This window comes from Planomicrobium stackebrandtii, from assembly GCF_030814955.1.
Classification (GTDB): Bacteria; Bacillota; Bacilli; order Bacillales_A; family Planococcaceae; genus Planococcus; species Planococcus stackebrandtii.
On the sequence record NZ_JAUSWB010000006.1, the window covers coordinates 122,248 to 139,834 of the forward strand.

A 17,587-nucleotide genomic window follows, 5' to 3' on the forward strand; every position below is an offset into this window, starting at 1 on the left:
GCTTTTCTAAGCAAATACACTGTTTTCTATCTGTTTTAATTGGTGGAAATATGATTTTCTTTCCATTAGTTCCTGGTAGGATCCACTTTCTACGATGCGGCCGTTTTCCATTACGATAATCTGGTCCATCTTTTCAAGGCCTGCCAAGTCATGGCTGATCGTAACGAACATGTCTCCTTTGCCTTGCTGGAAAAGTTCCTCGTAAATGGCTTGGCCAGTCAGGCTGTCTACTGAAGATACCGGTTCATCGAGAAGCCATAGTGATTTGCCTTTGAGGAGAGCACGTGCAATGGCGAGCCGCTGTTTTTGGCCGCCAGACAAGTTCTGCCCTTTTTCCTCCACCGCCATCGACAACGGAAACAGTTCCAACTGAACTTTAGCTAATGCCAGTTCCATTTTTTCATCACTTGCTTCCGGATCTGCAATCAGCAGATTGCTGCGCACCGTGCCATAGAAAAAATGATTTTCCTGGAGCACTACGTTCATTTTCTGCCAGATGGATTCCTGTTGAAGCTTTTCGGCAGGTATTCCGCCAATTGATAATTGCCCGTGGTCAAGCGGAAAGACGTTCAGCAGCAATTGCATAAGCGTCGACTTGCCAGATCCGCTGGGTCCGACAATTGCGGTTTTTGTGCCTGGCTTCAAATGAAGTGAAACATCATCGACTGCTGCATTTTTTTCTCCAGGATAGCTAAAGCTGGCTCTCGTAAGCTTTATATCGAGCGGCCCTTCCGGAAGCTGTTCCGTTCCTCGCGGCGCAGCAGGTTCTGCCACAATTTCTTCTAACCGCACGGCGGCTTTTCGGCTTTCTTCAAAATATGCAGGGAAGGCGGCCATCGGGGCTACGTTTTCAAAGGCAGCAATGGATATCATAACGAGCATAGCCAAATACAAACCGTTCAGTTCACCCGCTGCAACAAAATACGCACCGACACCCAATACGAAAAACGATACCAGCAAAGCCACCAAGGAATTGATGGACTGGGCCAGGTTTTCCTCCAACCCCTCTTTTCGCTGGCTCTCATTATATTGGGCTGCATCATTTGCCAGCTGCTGTTCTTTGGCATTGAGCTGCTGGTGGATTTTCAAATCCCGAAAACCATAAAGGAATTCTGTCGCTTCAATAGCCAAACTTCCTCGCTTGGCTCTCGTTTTTCCATCTGTCCGGCGTTTTCTAATCGAAAACAGAGCCGGAACCACGATAACCGTCAGCAGCATCCCGATGAACATCACAGCAGCAATTCCCATGGAGAAAAATGAGCTGAAGAAAATGGTGCTTAAAAAAACAATCCCTAATACAACCGGCGGATAGAAAACACGCAGCAGGAAATTTTGCAGGCTTTCGACGTCTCCAACAATTCGAGACAATAAATCCCCACTCCGATACTTGCCAAATATTCCAGGGGCGAGCGGCGCCAAACGATCAAAAAAGGATACTCTCAAATGGCTGAGCATAGTGAACGTTGCCCGGTGGGAATACAAACGTTCCCCGTAGCGGCTTAACGCCGAAATAAAACCGAATAATTTCAGGCAGGCTGCCATCACAACAAGCGTCGTCATGTGAGAAGTCAAGGCAGCTTTAGAAATTAAATAGCCGCTTGAACCCATCAATGCCACACTCGCTGCGCCCGCTATAAATCCAAAAAAGATAGCAGTGGCAACATCCTTCTTCTCAATCAATGTCAATCTCAATACATGCTTTAATTCATTCATCGCACGCCGCCTCCCTGCTGTGCTGCAAGCATTTCTTTATAGGGACCGTAATTTTGCAGAAGTTCATCATGGCTTCCAGCTGCTTCCAGTTTGCCGTTTTCCAGAAAGAAAATCATATCCGCATTTTTAATCGTATGCAGGCGGTGAGCAACCGTGATGACCGTGGATGTTTTTTGCAGCTCACGAAGCGAAGCTTGCAGGATTTGTTCGGTCCGCAGATCCAGTCCAGTTGTCGGTTCATCAAATAAAATGAGCGACGGTTTCTTCAAGAAGGCGCGAGCCAGCGCAATTCGCTGTTTCTCTCCACCGGATAATCCGCGTCCGGCTTCCCCGATTGGCGTTTCAAATCCTTGTTCAAGCATTGAGATCATTTCTGCAATCCCTGCTTTTTCAGCAGCTGCCAGCACTTCTTTATCATTGACTTGCCGGTTGGCACCGATTTCCATATTTTCACGGATAGTGCCAGCAAAAAGATACGGATTTTGGGATATATAGCTTAACTGGTCAAACCAAGACTTTTCACTGACGGTTTCACGTGGAACTCCGTTGATCATCAGATGGCCCTGGCTTTGCGGCAATAACCCAGCCAATAAATGCATAAATGTCGTTTTTCCGGAACCGCTTTTGCCGACAATCGCCACCTGGCTGTAAGGGGGAATTTCTCCATTAAACGGTGCGAGTTCAAAGCCTTCGCCATATTGAAAAGACAAGCCTTCCAAAGACAAATGCGGCGGCTCAGGTGCAACAGCTTCATTGCCCCAAGTTAATGGCGAATGTTTTTTTTCAAGTTCAGCACCCAATTGTTTGGCTGCTGATACGCTGCCGCGTGCTGTATGGAAAGCACTGCCGAAATCTTTCAGCAAATTAAAGAAATCCGGCACTAAAATCAAAATGAAAAACGCAGTGAAAAAGCTGATGCTGTCAAACACAACAAGGCGCAGACCAATTTCCAGTGCAACAATACCAATGCTAAGCATGGAAATGTACTCCAGCATCAACGATGATAAAAACGCGGATTTCAATACTTCCATTGTTGAATCACGGAAGCTTAAACTGCTTTTGCGGATGGCTTTTTGCTGCTTTTCAGCCTGTCCGAATAATTTGAGCGTGGACAATCCCTGCAGAATATCCAAAAAAGTACCGGAAAACCGGTTGAGCTGCTCCATTTTTTCATCGGCTTTTTTCTTCGTCCCTTTTCCGACCATGGCCATGAAAACTGGGATGAACGGCGCCGTGATTAAAATGATGACACCGGTAGTCCAGTTTTGAGTGAAAATAACCACCAATAACAGGAGTGGAATGATATAAGTTTGGATCATTTGTGGAATGTATTTACTGAAAAAGCCATCTACTTCATCCACTGCATCCATCAATAGGCTGACCTTTTGGCCAGACTGCCCTTGAGCTGCAGACAGCAGCGGATTTTCAGCAAATGACTTTATCAAGTTGGTTCGAAACTCATTTTTTACGTCAGCGGCCAGATTGACACCCGCTCTGCCAATTGCGTAACCGGCCACTACACGCAGCAAAATTGCCGCGAACAAGCCGCCAAACAGTGGCAGCAAGCTTTCGAATGCAGCATTCTGAAGAAAAACACGATCTGCAATGAATACGAAAAATAAGGCTTGTCCAATTGTGGCAATCCCTTTTAAAAGCGATGCCGCCGCCAGAAAGGCCATAATGTTTTTCCGTTGGAATGCCAGCTGTTTTAAGTCGTTCATGCCATTCTCTCCTTCGCTTTACCTCTTCTCATTATAAAGCATACGATACTGAAACCCCCGTCAGGTGCCCATGGCAGCCGCATTTATCCAAAGCTTTGTTACAATGTTGTTCACAAATTCATCCTTTTCTTCCGCACATAAAAACCCTGCAGGCATTTGGCCTCCAGGGTTGAAATCATTAACTTTCGATTGGTTGTTCATAAGAGTTTATTGAAAAAATGGCCGACTTTAACCAAACCATATCTTCTTGTATTATCAGTTTCAAGGACTGATCCGTACATCTTCGGTATTCGTCCATTAGCTTAATCAGTTCATATTCGAAAATGGCGAGCTCTTCTTCTGTGATCACTGCAAACACCCTCTTAGGTAAGCCATTTTATAATTAGCGTCTTATTACCTACAGTAATAAGGCTATTATACCAAAAAAATAGCATTTTACTACCTTAAAGAAGTTTTTATTTCATAAAAATAACAATAAAATAGAGTAAGACGTTAATCCGACACAAAAGGACACCAAACTGCTCTCTCTTTCTTCTGGAAGTTCTTCTTTTAGGACGTTTAAAATAACACCTCCTGCCAGGAAAGCTGTGAGCACTGAAATAATCCATTCATGAACATCCGCAAAAGCTCCAGTTGCCCACCCCACAAGGATAGCTGCGGCAAGCAGCCATCTGCCATACCGATCATATTCTTCCTGGTGGGTCGCGCGTAACCCCTTGTCATTGGTTATGAAATGTACCCCCATTGCAATGAAGAATAAAAACATCCCCAAAGGATCCCCGTACTCTTCTCTGACAAGCAAATAACTAATTACAGAGTTGTATAATGCAAAGGTAACAATATGCACCCAGAAAACCCCCGTTGCAGCTTTCGGCTGATCTGCATGCTTGTTCTTTTTCTTGGAAGTTTTGACTGAGTGCTCTAAAGCATAAAAAATGACCAGTCCGGCCATCGCGATCACATATATATGGTTTTCCAGAAACTGCAGACCGCTGTTTTCGAGCTCTCCCTGCAGTTCGTCCTGGAAAATACTGAGTTCAGGCAATAGATGCAAAAAAACATAAGCGACTGATATACCGCCGGCAACTGAAAGAAACCGGCTGCGCGGCAACACTTTCAACAACTTTAAACGTTTTGAGAAAAGATGAATCAATACAAATCCAATGGCAAAAATAAAGCTTAGACCAAGCATCCGCTTTCTCCTTTCTATCTATATAAGGTGAACGAAACAGCAGCTTTCCCCACCGCTTCGGCTGCTTTGGGCAGAGCAAGACCAGTGCTCCCGCGGGGTAGCGAAACTGATTTGCGGAATTCCAGCAGCCGAAAATTATTAGTTCAACTTATATATGTATATTTCAGAATCGGATACCTTATATGCGAGATAACCCTCTTTACTAGATGTCTCCCCTTAGCGGAACTCGTTTAAACAAACTAGGGATTTGCAGCTGTTTCTTCTATAAAAGATGCAAAAAAAAAGCGTCCAGGAGACGCTTGAGCTTGTAGACAAAAGAGTAGTTATGAAATTCAAAGAATGAATATTCATTTTAGCTTGTTTATACGGGATACTGCGCTCCAGGCGGACGCTTTCCGCGGGCTTGCGCCGAACTAACTCGGACTTGGGTCCGAGTGGATTTCGGCACTTCGCTATCCCGCAGGAGTCGCCGCCTTGCGCTCCGGATCCTGGAGTGAGGTGATTTATCAGGCTTGTCGAAATCAGCGTCATGGAGAAACTGGCGAACAGGCTTCTCTATTTGATTAAAGCCGCATGCTCCCAACCGGGCTGGCCACGAGACTCCTGTGGCACAGCGAGAGCTGAAGACCCCGCAGGAACGCAGTGACGAGGAGGCTGAAGCTGAGCCCACGGAAAGCGAAGTGGCCGGACCGGTTGGGATGATACACTACTATTCATTTTGGTTAGATTTTGTCTACAGTCTGAAGCGTCCAGGAGACGCTTTTACCTATCAAGCATTTTTCCACTCAAACACCCGCTTGCCGGCTATGCTCTACAGATAGTTCACGCAGCTTGAACTTCTGAATTTTCCCGGAGGCTGTCATTGGGTATTCCTTTATGAACTCAATATAGCGCGGAATTTTATGTCGTGAAATTTTTCCGCTGCAATACTCCTTCAACTCTTCTGCCTCCAGCCCTTCCCCTTCTTTCAGGATCACCCATGCCATCAGTTCTTCTCCGTATTTCGGATCCGGCACACCGACCACCTGAACATCCTGGACCGAAGGGTGCTGGTAAAGAAATTCTTCGATTTCACGCGGGTAGATATTTTCGCCTCCGCGGATTACCATATCCTTAATGCGTCCGGTAATGGCAATATAGCCGTCTTCGTCTTCCACTGCGATATCACCCGTATGAAGCCAGCCTTCGGAATCAATGGCTGCTTGGGTGGCTTCTTCATTTTTATAATAGCCCTTCATGACATGATAGCCTCTTGTACAAAGTTCGCCGGGAATGCCCGGCTCCACCTCTTCACCTGTTACTGGGTCAATAATTTTCACTTCCACTCCGGCATGCGGCTTGCCGACAGTTGAGACCCGTTTTTCAATATCATCATCCGCCCGCGTCTGCGTGATAACTGGCGACGATTCTGTTTGTCCGTAAGCGATAGTAATTTCTGAAGCGCCCATATCATGGATGACTTTTTTCATCACTTCAATCGGACAAGGCGAACCGGCCATGATGCCCGTGCGAAGCGTGGAAGTATCGAACGACGCAAATTCCGGATGGTTTAATTCGGCGATGAACATGGTTGGCACTCCGTGAAGCCCCGTGCATTTTTCGTCCTGCACCATCTGCAGCACGCGCTTCGGTTCGAACTGCTCCGCAATGACCATGGTCGTGGAATGCGTGACCGCGGCCATCGTTCCAAGAACGCAGCCAAAACAATGGAAAAAAGGCACCGGAATGCACAGCCGGTCCTTTTCCGTCAGGTTCATCGTGTCACCGATCAACTTGCCGTTATTGACGACATTCAGATGTGTCAGCATGACGCCTTTGGGAAATCCTGTAGTGCCTGATGTGTACTGAATATTGATGACATCGTCAGGAATCATTGAGGCGAAGCGTTCCTCATACTCGGAGTCGCTGATTCCTTCAGCAAAAGCCTCAAATTCGTTCCACGAATAAATTCCCGGATAATTGTTATTGCTCATGACAATCACCCGTTTCAAATGAGGCAGCTTCTTGCTTATAATCTTTCCTTTATCAGCCGTTGCCAACTCTGGACAAACCGTGTTGAGAATTTCTATATAGCTGGTGCCTTTGAATTCTTCCCCCAATATCAAAGTTGTCGCGTCCGACTGTTCCAATAAATACTCCAGTTCACTGGACTGGTAGCTGGTATTGACTGTCACCAGCACACCGCCCATTTTGCCGGTAGCGAATTGGCTCAGCAGCCATTCACGCTTATTGTCTGACCAAATGGCCACATGCTCCCCTTTTTCAATCCCAATGCCGATAAACGCCTTTGCCAGACGATCTGTTTCTTCATCAAATTCCTTATAGGATTTTCGGATGCCATGCTCTGGATAGACATAAGCTTCCGTCTCCGGATGTCGCGCGGCTTGCTCTTTTACCACTTGGCCGACTGTCTTTTGCAAAATAACCATTTTCCATCCCCCTAATTGAAAACGTTTTCAGTCCACTATATACTATCACAAAATTCCAAATTAATGGAACCTGCTCTATCTGTAAAAACGGACAGCTCGCTCTTATCATGTACTGCATGATAAACTAAAACTACTACATGCAATGGAAGGGATCGACCATGGACTTACAAACAATGCAGGACCAACTTACAGAACGCCTTTTGCAGCAGCAGCTGGTGTCAGCAACCATCAGCCAGCCAAGGCTTAAATCAAATGACATCAAACGGATCAAATTAAAACCGGTAGAGATAAAGAAAGAATACTTGATTCAATTTGAGTACCAGCATGAGCATGTTCTGAAACATGAAAATCTGCCAGTTGAGGAAGCCGCCAGAAAGCTGGCTCTTTTGTTCACTGATTTCCGCCAGGCACTGTTTCAGTTAACAGATGAAAAGGTGCAGATCCAACTATCCAAGAAATTCAAAGTCATCTGGAAAGCCGAACCGACTGGAGAGAAAAAAGCCGAGCTTTCGCATAACCGCAAAAAGCAGTATTTGCTGGAAGACGGCATTCCGTATCCATTTTTGGTGCGTCTTGGCGTACAAAGCCCAGATGGCAAAGTCAAAAAACAGAAATATGATAAGTTTCGCCAAATCAATCGCTTTATTGAATTTATTGACGATGCACTTGCCTATTTGCCGCAGGACCGCACCGTTCGCATCCTCGATTTCGGCTCCGGAAAATCCTATTTGACCTTTGCGCTTTACCATTATTTGCGCATCGAAAAAGGACTGGACCTCCGTGTTACCGGCCTTGATTTGAAAAAAGAAGTGATTGCGGAATGCCAGCAGATTGCGCAGGATCTCCACTACGAACAGCTGGAATTCCTGGTTGGCGATATTAACGACTACAATGATGAATCGGCTGTCGATATGGTCGTCACCCTGCATGCCTGTGACACAGCAACCGATATGGCCTTAGCACGCGCCGTCAAATGGGATGCTAAGGTGATCTTGAGCGTTCCTTGCTGCCAGCATGAACTAAACAGCCAAATCGATGCACCGGAACTTGGCATCATGCTTCAGCACGGGCTGATCAAAGAGCGGTTCAGCGCCTTGGCGACCGACTCTATCCGAGCAGAACTGCTGTCGCTGGTCGGCTATGAAACACAATTAATGGAGTTTATCGATATGGAGCATACCCCTAAAAATATTTTGATCCGTGCTTATAAAACCAATCGAAAACCTGCTGCAGGGCAATTTGAAAGTTATCGTCAGTTTACTGCTCTCCTGTCAGCCGCCCCATTTCTGGAAAACGAATTAAAGGAGTATTTATGAAACGCAAAAACCTGGTAAACGGCATAATTTTAGCTTTTTCAGTCGTGCTGATACGCTTTATCGATGTTCGCGTTTATGATATGAATATCATTGTGACTTTACTGCTATTAGTTGCCCTTATTTACGGAGCAATGCGGATTGTTGAGCGGTTTCCATCTCTTGATCAATCTGTCAGCAAGCGCACCTCATTCACTGTCAATACGCTTGTCATCATCTCCATCTTTCTAGTGTTTTTCATCTTTAAATTATAGGACAAAAAGAAGCGTTGGCCATAGTGAGCCTTCGCTTCTTTTTGTCCATCAAGGAGAATTTTCATTCGGCTTTTGCTGCGCCTGTTCCTGAATGGTTTTGAATATATAGGCCTTTACCGGTTCCAAAGTGAATTTCAAATTGCTGGTTTTCAGGTTGTTCTCCAAATAATCCAATTGATGTTCCTCTACTGCGTCGGATTGAAGGTTCAAGACGCTGTTGACATACAGCATCCCTTCATTCGTCGCCATCGGGCTGTCCTGACCTTCTTTTTCGCGGTCCCGTACTTGTTCAATCCCAAAAATCAGGCCTTCATTTTTCAATTCCTTCATCGCTGCTGCATAGCGCTCTTCGCCGATTTCTTTCGACAAGTGCTGATCCAATTGTTTAACGTCCTCAAAGTTTGCACCTCTATAGTATTGCGCATAATAAGCGATTAACACCTGCTCCTTGTCCTCCAACTCTTCCATCGCCAATCCCTCCATTATTTTGCTGTTGCTTTTTCTATTCCCTTTTCTCTAATGCAATATGCATTACTGTTCCATGTCACTGGAAAAAAGTGAAACTTTCGCTCTTTTGGTTCGTTATTACTACTGACACGATAAGAGAAAGCAGGTGCATCATATGGCTGAACAGGCGATCGTCCAAATTAAAAATCTGTCGAAAACGATCGGCAGCAAAAAAATCATCAAAAACTTGAACCTGGATTTGCACAAAGGTGAAATCACAGGATTTCTGGGACCGAATGGAGCCGGAAAAACCACAACCATTCGCATGATGGTCGGCTTAATGAAGCCCACTGATGGAGAAGTATGGATTGATGGCCAATCCGTACAAGGGGATTTTGAAGGCAGTATCCGGAAAGTCGGCGTGATTGTTGAAAATCCGGAAATGTATAAGTATATGTCAGGCTATAAAAACCTGCTTCACTTTTCCCGGATGCACAAAGGCGTTCCAAAAAAGCGAATCGATGAAGTCGTCAAACAGGTCGGCATGCAGAATCGCATCAATGAAAAAGTGGGTTCCTATTCACTGGGCATGCGCCAGCGGCTTGGCCTTGCCCAAGCGCTGTTGCACGACCCCAAATTCCTCATTCTAGACGAACCGACAAATGGCCTCGATCCAGCCGGCATCCGCGAATTCCGTATTTATCTTCAAAAAATCGCCAAGGAAAACGGGGTCGCTATCTTTGTATCAAGCCATCTACTCTCTGAAATCGAATTGCTGTGCGACCGGATTGCCATTATCCAGAATGGTGAACTGATCAATATTAAGAATGTCAACGAACTTCAGAAATCCCGCTATTACATTCAAGCAGAGCCATTGGAGCTTGTAGGCGAAGTGCTGACAGGGGCCGGTTTTCCAGCAGTATTGCACGACAATGGATATTTGGTCGACTCCGGAGCGGAACATATCCCGGGAGCCATCAATTTATTGGTAGGTGCCGGCGCCAGAATTTTTGCCGTCCAGCCTTACCGAGAAACCCTGGAATCGCAATTCCTTGAAATGACAGGAGGCGGAGAAATTGCTCAAGCTCATACAAAATGAATGGATGAAATTATGGAATAAGAAAATAACTTGGATCATGGTCATATTGCTGGTTTTCATCGTATTTGCCGGTCTTGGAATCACCAAGTGGATGAACTCCACAGGCAATCAAGACATTGATGAAAGCTGGCAGGAGAATACGCAGGCAGAACTCGCCAGCATCAACCTCATGATGGAGGAACCTGGTTTGAGCGAAACTCAGATTGACAATTACGAAGAGCAAATCGCCATCGCTGAGCATCGTCTGGAAAATGATATTGCGCCACTCGAATACGCCAGCATGCAGCAGCAGGTGCTCGACACTCATATGATGATGTCACTCGTCACGCTATTGACAGTTATTGTCGCAGCCAGCATTGTCGCAGCTGAATTTTCGCAAGGCACAATTAAAATGCTGTTGACGCGGCCGGTGAAACGCTGGAAAATCCTTACTTCCAAATACATAACCGTTTTGCTGTTCGCTGTTTTACTGACAGTGATTCTGCTGATTTCAACAGCACTTGCCGGACTGATCTTTTTGGGCATCGGAGAAGGCACTCTTCTTACATGGACCGGCACCGAAGTGGCAGAAGCTTCGTTCTGGCTGGAAGCCCTCAAGCTGGCAGCACTTAAATTCTCAAGCATTTGGATGATCAGCACGTTTGCCTTTATGCTCGGAACTGTATTCCGCTCGAGTTCTCTGGCTATCGGCTTATCGATCTTCCTCATGTTCACAGGTGTTCAAGCTGTATTCTTCCTGCAGAATTATGAAATCGTTAAATACTACCTGTTCACCCATACAGATCTGACACAATTTTACACCGGCAACTTCCTGGTTCCGGACATCACCATCTCGATGTCCCTGCTTGTACTGGCCATCTATTTCCTAGTATTCATGGCCATCAGCTACTGGACATTCGGAAAAAGAGACGTAACGGCTTAATAGAAAAGCGTAAGCAGCCATAAGCAGAAGCTAACCTAATAGCGCGACTTCCTGTCGCAACGGTTAGCTGACCCGCATCCTGCGGCCCTCCGACAAGCGCTGGAAGCCTTACCAGTAATGGCGTCTTTTGCCATTGGTGGTAAGGCTGAAGCGACTCGAGGGGCTGGCTGCTGGAGTCTGGACACAGAAAAGCGCAAGCGCCCGTTTAGCTCTAAATGGCATTAAACAGAACATATTTCCAAACTGATAAGCAAAACAAAAACTGACCCGGAATTCTGGGTCAGTTTTTGTTTATCCATTCAATTAATGCTTCTATCACTTGATCCTGTTGCTCCACCGCGGTTATTTGGGCTGGATTGTCACCTTTTTGTTCACCGTACAACCCAAACTGCGCATGGTTTCCCCCTTCAATTTCCTCAAAGATACTGCCGTCCGGAAACAGTTCACGGCTCGCTTCAATATCCTCAATCGTGGACAAGCCATCCAACTCTCCATAAATCGACAGCATCGGCAGTCCGCTTTCTGAAAAGTCACTTGCTGGGTATGCCCCCAGGAAAAAAAGTCCACTAAGCTTCGGTGAAGGGTCTTCTGCATAGAAAGAGGCAGCTACCCCACCCAAAGAATGTCCGCCAAGAAACCATTCCTCCACTTCGGGATGTACTTCCATCACAGAACCCGCTGTTCCAGAACCGAGGATCCCAAAATTCAACGGCAACTGAGGAATCGACACCACAAATCCTTGTTCGCTCAAGGATTTGCCAAGGTAGGCGTAAGCTTCCTTTTGGACTTTAGCCCCTTGAAACAGGATTATTCCTTGGCCATTCGGCGATTCGGGCTGGAAGAACAGCCCTTCCCCGTCACTTTCAAGCGCAGACAAATCCACTCTTTCAGCCAAGGTCTCACTTGGCCCATAATCAAATTGAGCATAAACAACAAAGCTGACAATCGCAATCACTAATAAAGCTAAAACGCTCATTGCAACACGCAACAGCCACTTTTTCATCGCGCCACCTTCTTGTCTGAACTTTTTAGTAAGCCAAGCCTACACGGCTCTGAATAAATTCCTGTGATTGGAGCTGACGATAGGCGAATTCTGCTGTATCACCGACAGTAATTTCCTTGCCTTCTTCCGGCAGCAAGTCTTTCTCTGCGCGGTAATTGCCGCGTGCCTCGCCGTCTGGCAAGTATGTAGGGCAAACAATGGTCCAATGAAGCTCTGTTTTTTCAAACAATCGGTAAACTGCTTCATGTTCTTCTGCAGCAAAAGTCAGCTTACGCTTGGAGTCCCCACCCTCATAGCGAAGCAGACCCGGGCTGAGGCGACTGTCCAAAATCCCTGCCGTCCCAATTGTTATTATCCGTTTGATATTGTGATTGGCCATCGATTTGACAATCAGAGGTGCTGCTTCAGATAACGTCGTCGTTCTGTCCGTACCAATGGCACTAAAAACCGCAGTTGTCCCTGCGATTGTTCTTTCAATATCTTCCGCGTTCCGCACATCTCCCAGAATAATTTCCAGATTCGGATGTGTTTCCAATTTTTCTGAGCGGACCAAGGCCTTTACATGATGCCCATCTCTGAGTGCCCGCTTGAGAATTTCGCCTCCCACACGGCCAGTCGCTCCGAATATAGCCAGTTTCATCGCTTTTCCCCCTCATGTTCTGTCTATCAAAAACCTGCATGGTGTTTATCTGAAATGATAGCCTTTTTTCGCCAGTACCTGCTTTAAGTCTTCACGGCGTGGCTTGCTAAGAAAATCTGCCATTTGCTGTGTCCAGGTCGCTGTTTTCTGATTCGATCCGCGGCTGGCGTAGTAGGCTTCGATTGTATTGTCGTATTCCGGCAAGAGAGTTTCGTATTTGGCTTCATCGTATTCATTTTCATGCAAAATCGCTTCCACCGGCAATCTCGGCTTGACTCCATTCGCTTCGTTTGGCACACCGACCGTCAATCCGTAGACCGGGAAAACGCCTTCCGGCAATCCGACCAGTTCGCTGATCTCTTCCATATTATTGCGGACACCGCCGATATAGCAGATACCATAGCCTTTTGATTCGGCAGCAAGAGCCAGATTCTGTGCCAGCAACCCGATATCGGTAACGGCAACAATCAAGTTTTCCGCACGGTCAAAGACGATTTCCTGTCCTTGCAGTTTTCCAGCGTGCTGCAGGCGGTTGTAATCAGCGCACATCAAAAAGACCGCTCCGGCGCCTTCCATCTGCTTGGCGTTTTTTGATAATTCGCCCAGCTTTCTGCGTTTTTCAGGATCCGTTACCCATACAATCGAGTAGGCCTGGACAAAATGGGACGTCGCCGCATGCTGTGCTGCCTCAACCAGTTCACTGACTTCCTCCCGTGACAATTGTTTTTCTTTATAATCTCTTACAGACGCGTGTGCTTTCATTAATTCGATAACCATTGGCCGTATCCCCTCTCAGTTCATTTCTTCTATCGTACCAAATTCTCTGCCGCGATACTCTTCAGATGATTTTTGCTACAATAGAACTTACAGAGGTGAATGGATTTGAAAAATACGAAGACCGCTTTTTCCATCCTTTTCTTATTGGTTCTCGGCGGTTTTTTGTTCATATGGCTGGAAAAGGAATTGGCGTTCCGCGAAGAGCTGGAGCAGCGGACTTTGCCTACCGGATTGCATCCCATCGTAGAAGAAAAACGGGATTTGCTGGTGGCGCAAGCTGCTGAAATCGGCATTGATATCCTGATTACCGATGGCTATCGTTCACCGGAAGAGCAGGATGGCCTCCACAGCCAAGGCCGCAGTTCGTCTGGATCTATCGTGACTTATGCAGAAGCAGGGGAATCCTATCATAATTATGGTTTGGCCATCGATTATGCATTGCGCCTGGATGATGGCTCGGTGGTATGGGATATTGAACGGGATGGCAACGGCAACGGGGAAAGTGACTGGTTTGAAGTCGCAGCGATAGGCAAAAACCTGGGCTTTGACTGGGGTGGCGACTGGCAGCGCTTTAAGGATTATCCTCATCTGGAAATGACTTTTGGCTTATCCATCCGCGAGCTGCAGCAAGGCTGGCGGCCTGAAGATAAGATGGAGTAGCCATTGTAACCGAAGGGCACATTGTTTCGTCTTCTTTATAAAGGAGGCAGAACGAGGATGAAAATGGCTTTATCGGTTTGGATCGCTCCTCTTATTTTATTGCAGGCAGCTTGTGGCGCGGAGAATGCGGGCAATGAAAACGTGAACAGAATAACTGACTTCCAGGTTATTTCTTCTCACAGCGAATCTTCAGAAGCGGACTTTATTTACCGCTTGTCAACAGACCGGGATCAATACACCGAAGGCGAAGAAATAATAATTCAAGCTGAACTGGAATATACTGGCGAGGCGGAAACTATTGAAATTTCCCACGCCGCTTCCCCCTTCTATTTCCCACTTCGTGAAGAAACCCGGGCTTATGCTGTAGAGTATCCCATGAATGAACCTTTGCTGATTACTAAGCTGACGAGAGGCGAGCCCTTACAGGAACGCTATGCCGGCAGCGGCGGCTACAGTGCAGAAGATGATGATGCCTATATTGAGTTTGTCCAAAACATCATGAAAAAGCAGTTTCCTTCAGGCTACTACAAAATGGAAGGGTACGCGGATTTTTCTGCGATAAATGCCGATGGGTCCAGTACCCCTTATAAAATCAGTGCAACCATCGACTTTATGGTAGCTCCAAAAAATTAAAGCAGGGGCTGTTCCAAAAGGGGCTGATGTCCATTCCAGCGGACGCTTTCCGCGGGCTTGCGCCGAACTGACTCGGGCTAAACGCCCGAGTGGATTTCGGCACTGCGCTACCCCGCAGGAGTCGCCGCTTCCATTCCCGTCAGCTCATTTAAAAACCGGCAAAGAAAAGCAATCCTTTTCTTTGCCGGTTTTATATTTTGTAGTTATGAGACAGTCCATGCATTATTATTAGGAAAACAAAGTCATCTGTCGCGGTAGTCGTGCAAATAAGACAGCGGAGTTATGTAATAAAGTTCCTCTGGACATCTTTGAGAAATTTTATGAAGTTCCCAAAACAGTTCTTTGGAAATTTTATACCGTTCGATCGAGTCCGGCATTTTTTTCATTTTAGATGTAGCCCGCTCACTTGCCACTTCTTCTATGTCCACCCAAATCGTTTTGTTCTCGCTGGCACCTCCCTGTTTTCCAGAAGCAGGAATCTCCAGACTTAAACGTGCAAACAGGGTGATAAAGCATTTTCCAGCTTCTTCATGCGTAGCTTTGGATTTCGAGAAAAAAAAGTGCACTTCTTGTTGATCAGCAGATGGATTTTTCGGCACGTTCGCTGTCATCCTTTCTGTTTAAGGTATTATTCCATTTGAACAAACAAAAAGCCGAAAAGCCCTCCTAGGGAGAGATGCTTTTCGGCTTTGCTGGCAGCTCTATTCTCTGCAGCACTTGACCAAATTATTCGTTTTTATAGTCATCGTCACAAAATGTTGAGCTGGAGAGTACAAAGCGGAAACACTATTAGTTTTCCTGTTATTTCTAGCTTACCGGAATTTTTGAAATTAGTAAAGTGCCCTATTCCACCAAACTTCTGCGCCCCAAATGCGGTTTTCAAATGCACAGCCAACTGAAAATTGATGCACTCTTTCAAGTTACCGCTATTCCCCATGCGCCCATGAAATCCGTGGATCAATCTGCCTTGTCATACGCACCATGATAGGCTGAAAGCCCATTCGTGGCCAAAAATAGGAAGCCAACTGATTTGGAGTATGCCAATCTGCAAAAATATATTCGAATCCTTGTTTTTTCATTTCACCAAAGCAATGATTGGCTAATGCACGCCCTACTCCTCTTCCGCGAAGATCAGGATTGGTAGAGGCAGCAGGAAGTTCTGCACAATTCTCGGGCGTTACCATGCTCATTGGGTCTTCTTTGCGAAAATAGACATGGAATCCAGCAACTTGGTCTCCCTGCTCTGCCATCCACAAATAGGCATCCTGATCTTCAGTCAAGGATTCATAACTCTCTTTAACATCTTCCATCGTTTCACGTGTAATCGGCAGCCAGGAAGGAGCCGTCGCCTGATGAATGCTGTTCCACATTGCCATTTTCTTGAGCAATGGCGCATCTTCTTTACCGCCTTTTCGGAATTCAAGCTTTGGAAGCGTGCCATTATTCGGTTCAAAATCATCGAGCGAAAGGATGCCGTATTTCTGTTCAAAGCCAAAAGATTGATCCAGCCATTGGTCAATGACCGCCTCATTGCCAAGCGGCGCCAGCAGCATATGATGAAAGTAGCCGTGTTTGACCCATTCAGCTCCAGCGTCTGCATACAGCAGCCTCAGCAGCCTTGGATTTTCGTGCTCACTGATTGCGATGGATTCATAGTCCATCCACACATAGCGGCCTCGCTTGGCATCTTCTTTAAATTCATACAGCAAATACCCGATGACATCGATGCCTCTTACAGCGACAATGCCGTTGATAAAGGGCCGTTCCAATACCTTTCGGAGAACTGCTTCAGTGTCATCGATTTCTTCAAATTGGGCAGGCAAAAAATTGAAGATCTTCCGTTCCCGTTCATGCCGCTTCGCTAACAATACGGACATCTGACGAATATGCTTTTCTTCCATCCCTGTAATTTGAATCATCCACGATCACTCCTCTGAATAGAGTTTCACTTCCAGGATTCTGTAGTTGCCGACTTTCACTGTTTCACCAAACCGGACCGGAACCGGCTCTACAAAAATAGGGCCATCTATGATGATTGTATGAAATTCCCCTTCTTCACCACAGGCATCCACGCCTGCAGTCTCCAGTTCACCGATCAGTTCGTGCGTAAACTCCCGCCCTAAAAAACTTTCGTCCAACCGCTTCGTATCAACTACGGTAATAACAGCCTGGAAGCCTTCGTTAATCAGTTCTTCCAACAGTTTTTTCCGCGGCTCCTGCCAAAGTGGATGGCTGACATCCATGTCTGCTTCCGCACTGACTTTTTTCACCCATTCCAAATGGTCCTGCAAATCGATGTCGCCATAAACACCCATGTCGATGCCCTGCGTTTTGAATTTCTTCAACTGTTCGATAAATTCCTTTTCATAACCGGACCAGCTGGCTTTGCCAATAACTAACGGCAATCCCATGCGGTCAGCCTGCGCTTCCATAACCTCAATCGGCAAGCCATGCGAACGGGATTTGGTGCCATCTTCTTCGAACATCGTAAATAATGCGAGCGGCACATGTCCTTCCAGCACCGCGCGGTAATAAGCGAGTGCCGAATCTTTTCCACCACTCCATGACATAACAAATGATTTTTGCATACTACACCTCTTCTTTTTTAATTCACTGTTGTTGTAACTAGTTCGCCGCCTCTTCCGAAAAACCCTTTTGCACATCCGGATTTTGAATTTCGAGAACACTGGCAAGCCCTTGGTGGTTTGCTGAAAAATCTTTTTTCGTTTTTTATTATACTTCTATCCGTTTAATAGGCTAAAGCAAAGGGAAAACTCAACTATA

Annotated in this window: 18 protein-coding genes; 6 read left to right on the forward strand and 12 right to left on the reverse strand. The window is 46.2% G+C overall.

Annotated elements, in window-relative coordinates; all coding sequences use genetic code 11:
• Nucleotides 1-6 precede the first annotated feature (6 nt).
• The 5 genes from cydC to QOZ98_RS12355 form a co-directional block, all read right to left on the reverse strand.
• Entirely contained in the window at nucleotides 7-1,713 is a 1,707-nt protein-coding gene (gene cydC, locus QOZ98_RS12335) for a thiol reductant ABC exporter subunit CydC (RefSeq protein ID WP_308787731.1), read from the reverse strand.
• Entirely contained in the window at nucleotides 1,710-3,434 is a 1,725-nt protein-coding gene (gene cydD / locus QOZ98_RS12340; protein WP_308787732.1) for a thiol reductant ABC exporter subunit CydD, read from the reverse strand. The genes cydC and cydD overlap by 4 nt, the downstream gene beginning before the upstream one ends.
• A 178-nt stretch (nucleotides 3,435-3,612) precedes the next feature.
• On the reverse strand, nucleotides 3,613-3,783 hold the full coding sequence (locus QOZ98_RS12345) for a hypothetical protein (protein ID WP_308787733.1): 171 nt from the start codon (nucleotides 3,781-3,783) through the stop codon (nucleotides 3,613-3,615).
• A 111-nt stretch (nucleotides 3,784-3,894) separates the two neighbouring features.
• Complete coding sequence (locus QOZ98_RS12350) at nucleotides 3,895-4,626, reverse strand: hypothetical protein (RefSeq protein ID WP_308787734.1); 732 nt, start codon at nucleotides 4,624-4,626, stop codon at nucleotides 3,895-3,897.
• A gap of 785 nt (nucleotides 4,627-5,411) precedes the next feature.
• A complete protein-coding gene (locus tag QOZ98_RS12355) occupies nucleotides 5,412-7,055 on the reverse strand; it encodes an AMP-binding protein (RefSeq protein WP_308787735.1) in 1,644 nt (547 codons plus the stop codon).
• Between the two features lie 158 nt (nucleotides 7,056-7,213).
• Between QOZ98_RS12355 and QOZ98_RS12360 the strand changes: the two genes are divergently transcribed.
• Together QOZ98_RS12360 and QOZ98_RS12365 are read left to right on the forward strand one after the other, a co-directional pair.
• Nucleotides 7,214-8,371 carry a class I SAM-dependent methyltransferase gene (locus tag QOZ98_RS12360; RefSeq protein ID WP_308787736.1) on the forward strand — a complete coding sequence of 386 codons (1,158 nt, stop codon included), beginning with the start codon at nucleotides 7,214-7,216 and terminating at the stop codon, nucleotides 8,369-8,371.
• Nucleotides 8,368-8,622 carry a hypothetical protein gene (locus tag QOZ98_RS12365; RefSeq protein WP_142827353.1) on the forward strand — a complete coding sequence of 85 codons (255 nt, stop codon included), beginning with the start codon at nucleotides 8,368-8,370 and terminating at the stop codon, nucleotides 8,620-8,622. Before QOZ98_RS12360 ends, QOZ98_RS12365 begins: the two co-directional genes overlap by 4 nt.
• A 48-nt stretch (nucleotides 8,623-8,670) precedes the next feature.
• Here the strand turns inward: QOZ98_RS12365 and QOZ98_RS12370 are convergent, their stop codons facing one another.
• A complete protein-coding gene (locus QOZ98_RS12370; RefSeq protein ID WP_308787737.1) occupies nucleotides 8,671-9,090 on the reverse strand; it encodes a hypothetical protein in 420 nt (139 codons plus the stop codon).
• A gap of 154 nt (nucleotides 9,091-9,244) precedes the next feature.
• Here QOZ98_RS12370 and QOZ98_RS12375 point away from each other — a divergent pair, with 154 nt between their 5' ends.
• Together QOZ98_RS12375 and QOZ98_RS12380 are read left to right on the forward strand one after the other, a co-directional pair.
• Complete coding sequence (locus QOZ98_RS12375) at nucleotides 9,245-10,168, forward strand: ABC transporter ATP-binding protein (protein ID WP_308787738.1); 924 nt, start codon at nucleotides 9,245-9,247, stop codon at nucleotides 10,166-10,168.
• Complete coding sequence (locus QOZ98_RS12380) at nucleotides 10,146-11,090, forward strand: ABC transporter permease (RefSeq protein ID WP_308787739.1); 945 nt, start codon at nucleotides 10,146-10,148, stop codon at nucleotides 11,088-11,090. Before QOZ98_RS12375 ends, QOZ98_RS12380 begins: the two co-directional genes overlap by 23 nt.
• A 280-nt stretch (nucleotides 11,091-11,370) precedes the next feature.
• On the opposite strand, the gene QOZ98_RS12385 is transcribed toward QOZ98_RS12380, so the two are convergent.
• Genes QOZ98_RS12385 through QOZ98_RS12395 form a run of 3 tightly spaced genes read right to left on the reverse strand, consistent with a single transcriptional unit; the run spans nucleotide 11,371 to nucleotide 13,510 of the window.
• Nucleotides 11,371-12,093 carry an alpha/beta hydrolase gene (locus QOZ98_RS12385; RefSeq protein WP_308787740.1) on the reverse strand — a complete coding sequence of 241 codons (723 nt, stop codon included), beginning with the start codon at nucleotides 12,091-12,093 and terminating at the stop codon, nucleotides 11,371-11,373.
• Nucleotides 12,094-12,118: 25 nt separating this feature from the next.
• Complete coding sequence (locus tag QOZ98_RS12390) at nucleotides 12,119-12,733, reverse strand: NAD(P)-dependent oxidoreductase (RefSeq protein ID WP_308787741.1); 615 nt, start codon at nucleotides 12,731-12,733, stop codon at nucleotides 12,119-12,121.
• 45 nt (nucleotides 12,734-12,778) lie between these two features.
• Nucleotides 12,779-13,510, reverse strand: coding sequence for an NADPH-dependent oxidoreductase (locus QOZ98_RS12395; RefSeq protein WP_308787742.1), 732 nt, complete (start codon nucleotides 13,508-13,510; stop codon nucleotides 12,779-12,781).
• Nucleotides 13,511-13,615: 105 nt separating this feature from the next.
• Between QOZ98_RS12395 and QOZ98_RS12400 the strand changes: the two genes are divergently transcribed.
• Nucleotides 13,616-14,170 carry a M15 family metallopeptidase gene (locus tag QOZ98_RS12400; protein WP_308787743.1) on the forward strand — a complete coding sequence of 185 codons (555 nt, stop codon included), beginning with the start codon at nucleotides 13,616-13,618 and terminating at the stop codon, nucleotides 14,168-14,170.
• A gap of 57 nt (nucleotides 14,171-14,227) precedes the next feature.
• A complete protein-coding gene (locus QOZ98_RS12405) occupies nucleotides 14,228-14,803 on the forward strand; it encodes a hypothetical protein (RefSeq protein WP_308787744.1) in 576 nt (191 codons plus the stop codon).
• A gap of 242 nt (nucleotides 14,804-15,045) precedes the next feature.
• Here the strand turns inward: QOZ98_RS12405 and QOZ98_RS12410 are convergent, their stop codons facing one another.
• From QOZ98_RS12410 to QOZ98_RS12420, 3 genes are all read right to left on the reverse strand, one after another.
• Nucleotides 15,046-15,402 carry a hypothetical protein gene (locus QOZ98_RS12410; RefSeq protein WP_308787745.1) on the reverse strand — a complete coding sequence of 119 codons (357 nt, stop codon included), beginning with the start codon at nucleotides 15,400-15,402 and terminating at the stop codon, nucleotides 15,046-15,048.
• A gap of 327 nt (nucleotides 15,403-15,729) precedes the next feature.
• Nucleotides 15,730-16,722 (reverse strand): GNAT family N-acetyltransferase, encoded by a 993-nt coding sequence (locus tag QOZ98_RS12415; RefSeq protein WP_142827363.1) that lies wholly within the window; start codon nucleotides 16,720-16,722, stop codon nucleotides 15,730-15,732.
• Nucleotides 16,723-16,728: 6 nt separating this feature from the next.
• Nucleotides 16,729-17,391, reverse strand: coding sequence for a Dph6-related ATP pyrophosphatase (locus QOZ98_RS12420; RefSeq protein ID WP_308787746.1), 663 nt, complete (start codon nucleotides 17,389-17,391; stop codon nucleotides 16,729-16,731).
• Nucleotides 17,392-17,587: the final 196 nt, after the last annotated feature.

Coding starts and splice junctions, on each gene's coding strand:
- cydC (WP_308787731.1), bottom strand. CDS start 1,713: ATGAATGAATTAAAGCATGTATTGAGATTGACATTGATTGAGAAGAAG.
- cydD (WP_308787732.1), bottom strand. CDS start 3,434: ATGAACGACTTAAAACAGCTGGCATTCCAACGGAAAAACATTATGGCC.
- QOZ98_RS12350 (WP_308787734.1), bottom strand. CDS start 4,626: ATGCTTGGTCTAAGCTTTATTTTTGCCATTGGATTTGTATTGATTCAT.
- QOZ98_RS12355 (WP_308787735.1), bottom strand. CDS start 7,055: ATGGTTATTTTGCAAAAGACAGTCGGCCAAGTGGTAAAAGAGCAAGCC.
- QOZ98_RS12360 (WP_308787736.1), top strand. CDS start 7,214: ATGGACTTACAAACAATGCAGGACCAACTTACAGAACGCCTTTTGCAG.
- QOZ98_RS12365 (WP_142827353.1), top strand. CDS start 8,368: ATGAAACGCAAAAACCTGGTAAACGGCATAATTTTAGCTTTTTCAGTC.
- QOZ98_RS12370 (WP_308787737.1), bottom strand. CDS start 9,090: ATGGAAGAGTTGGAGGACAAGGAGCAGGTGTTAATCGCTTATTATGCG.
- QOZ98_RS12375 (WP_308787738.1), top strand. CDS start 9,245: ATGGCTGAACAGGCGATCGTCCAAATTAAAAATCTGTCGAAAACGATC.
- QOZ98_RS12385 (WP_308787740.1), bottom strand. CDS start 12,093: ATGAAAAAGTGGCTGTTGCGTGTTGCAATGAGCGTTTTAGCTTTATTA.
- QOZ98_RS12390 (WP_308787741.1), bottom strand. CDS start 12,733: ATGAAACTGGCTATATTCGGAGCGACTGGCCGTGTGGGAGGCGAAATT.
- QOZ98_RS12395 (WP_308787742.1), bottom strand. CDS start 13,510: ATGGTTATCGAATTAATGAAAGCACACGCGTCTGTAAGAGATTATAAA.
- QOZ98_RS12405 (WP_308787744.1), top strand. CDS start 14,228: ATGAAAATGGCTTTATCGGTTTGGATCGCTCCTCTTATTTTATTGCAG.
- QOZ98_RS12415 (WP_142827363.1), bottom strand. CDS start 16,722: ATGATTCAAATTACAGGGATGGAAGAAAAGCATATTCGTCAGATGTCC.
- QOZ98_RS12420 (WP_308787746.1), bottom strand. CDS start 17,391: ATGCAAAAATCATTTGTTATGTCATGGAGTGGTGGAAAAGATTCGGCA.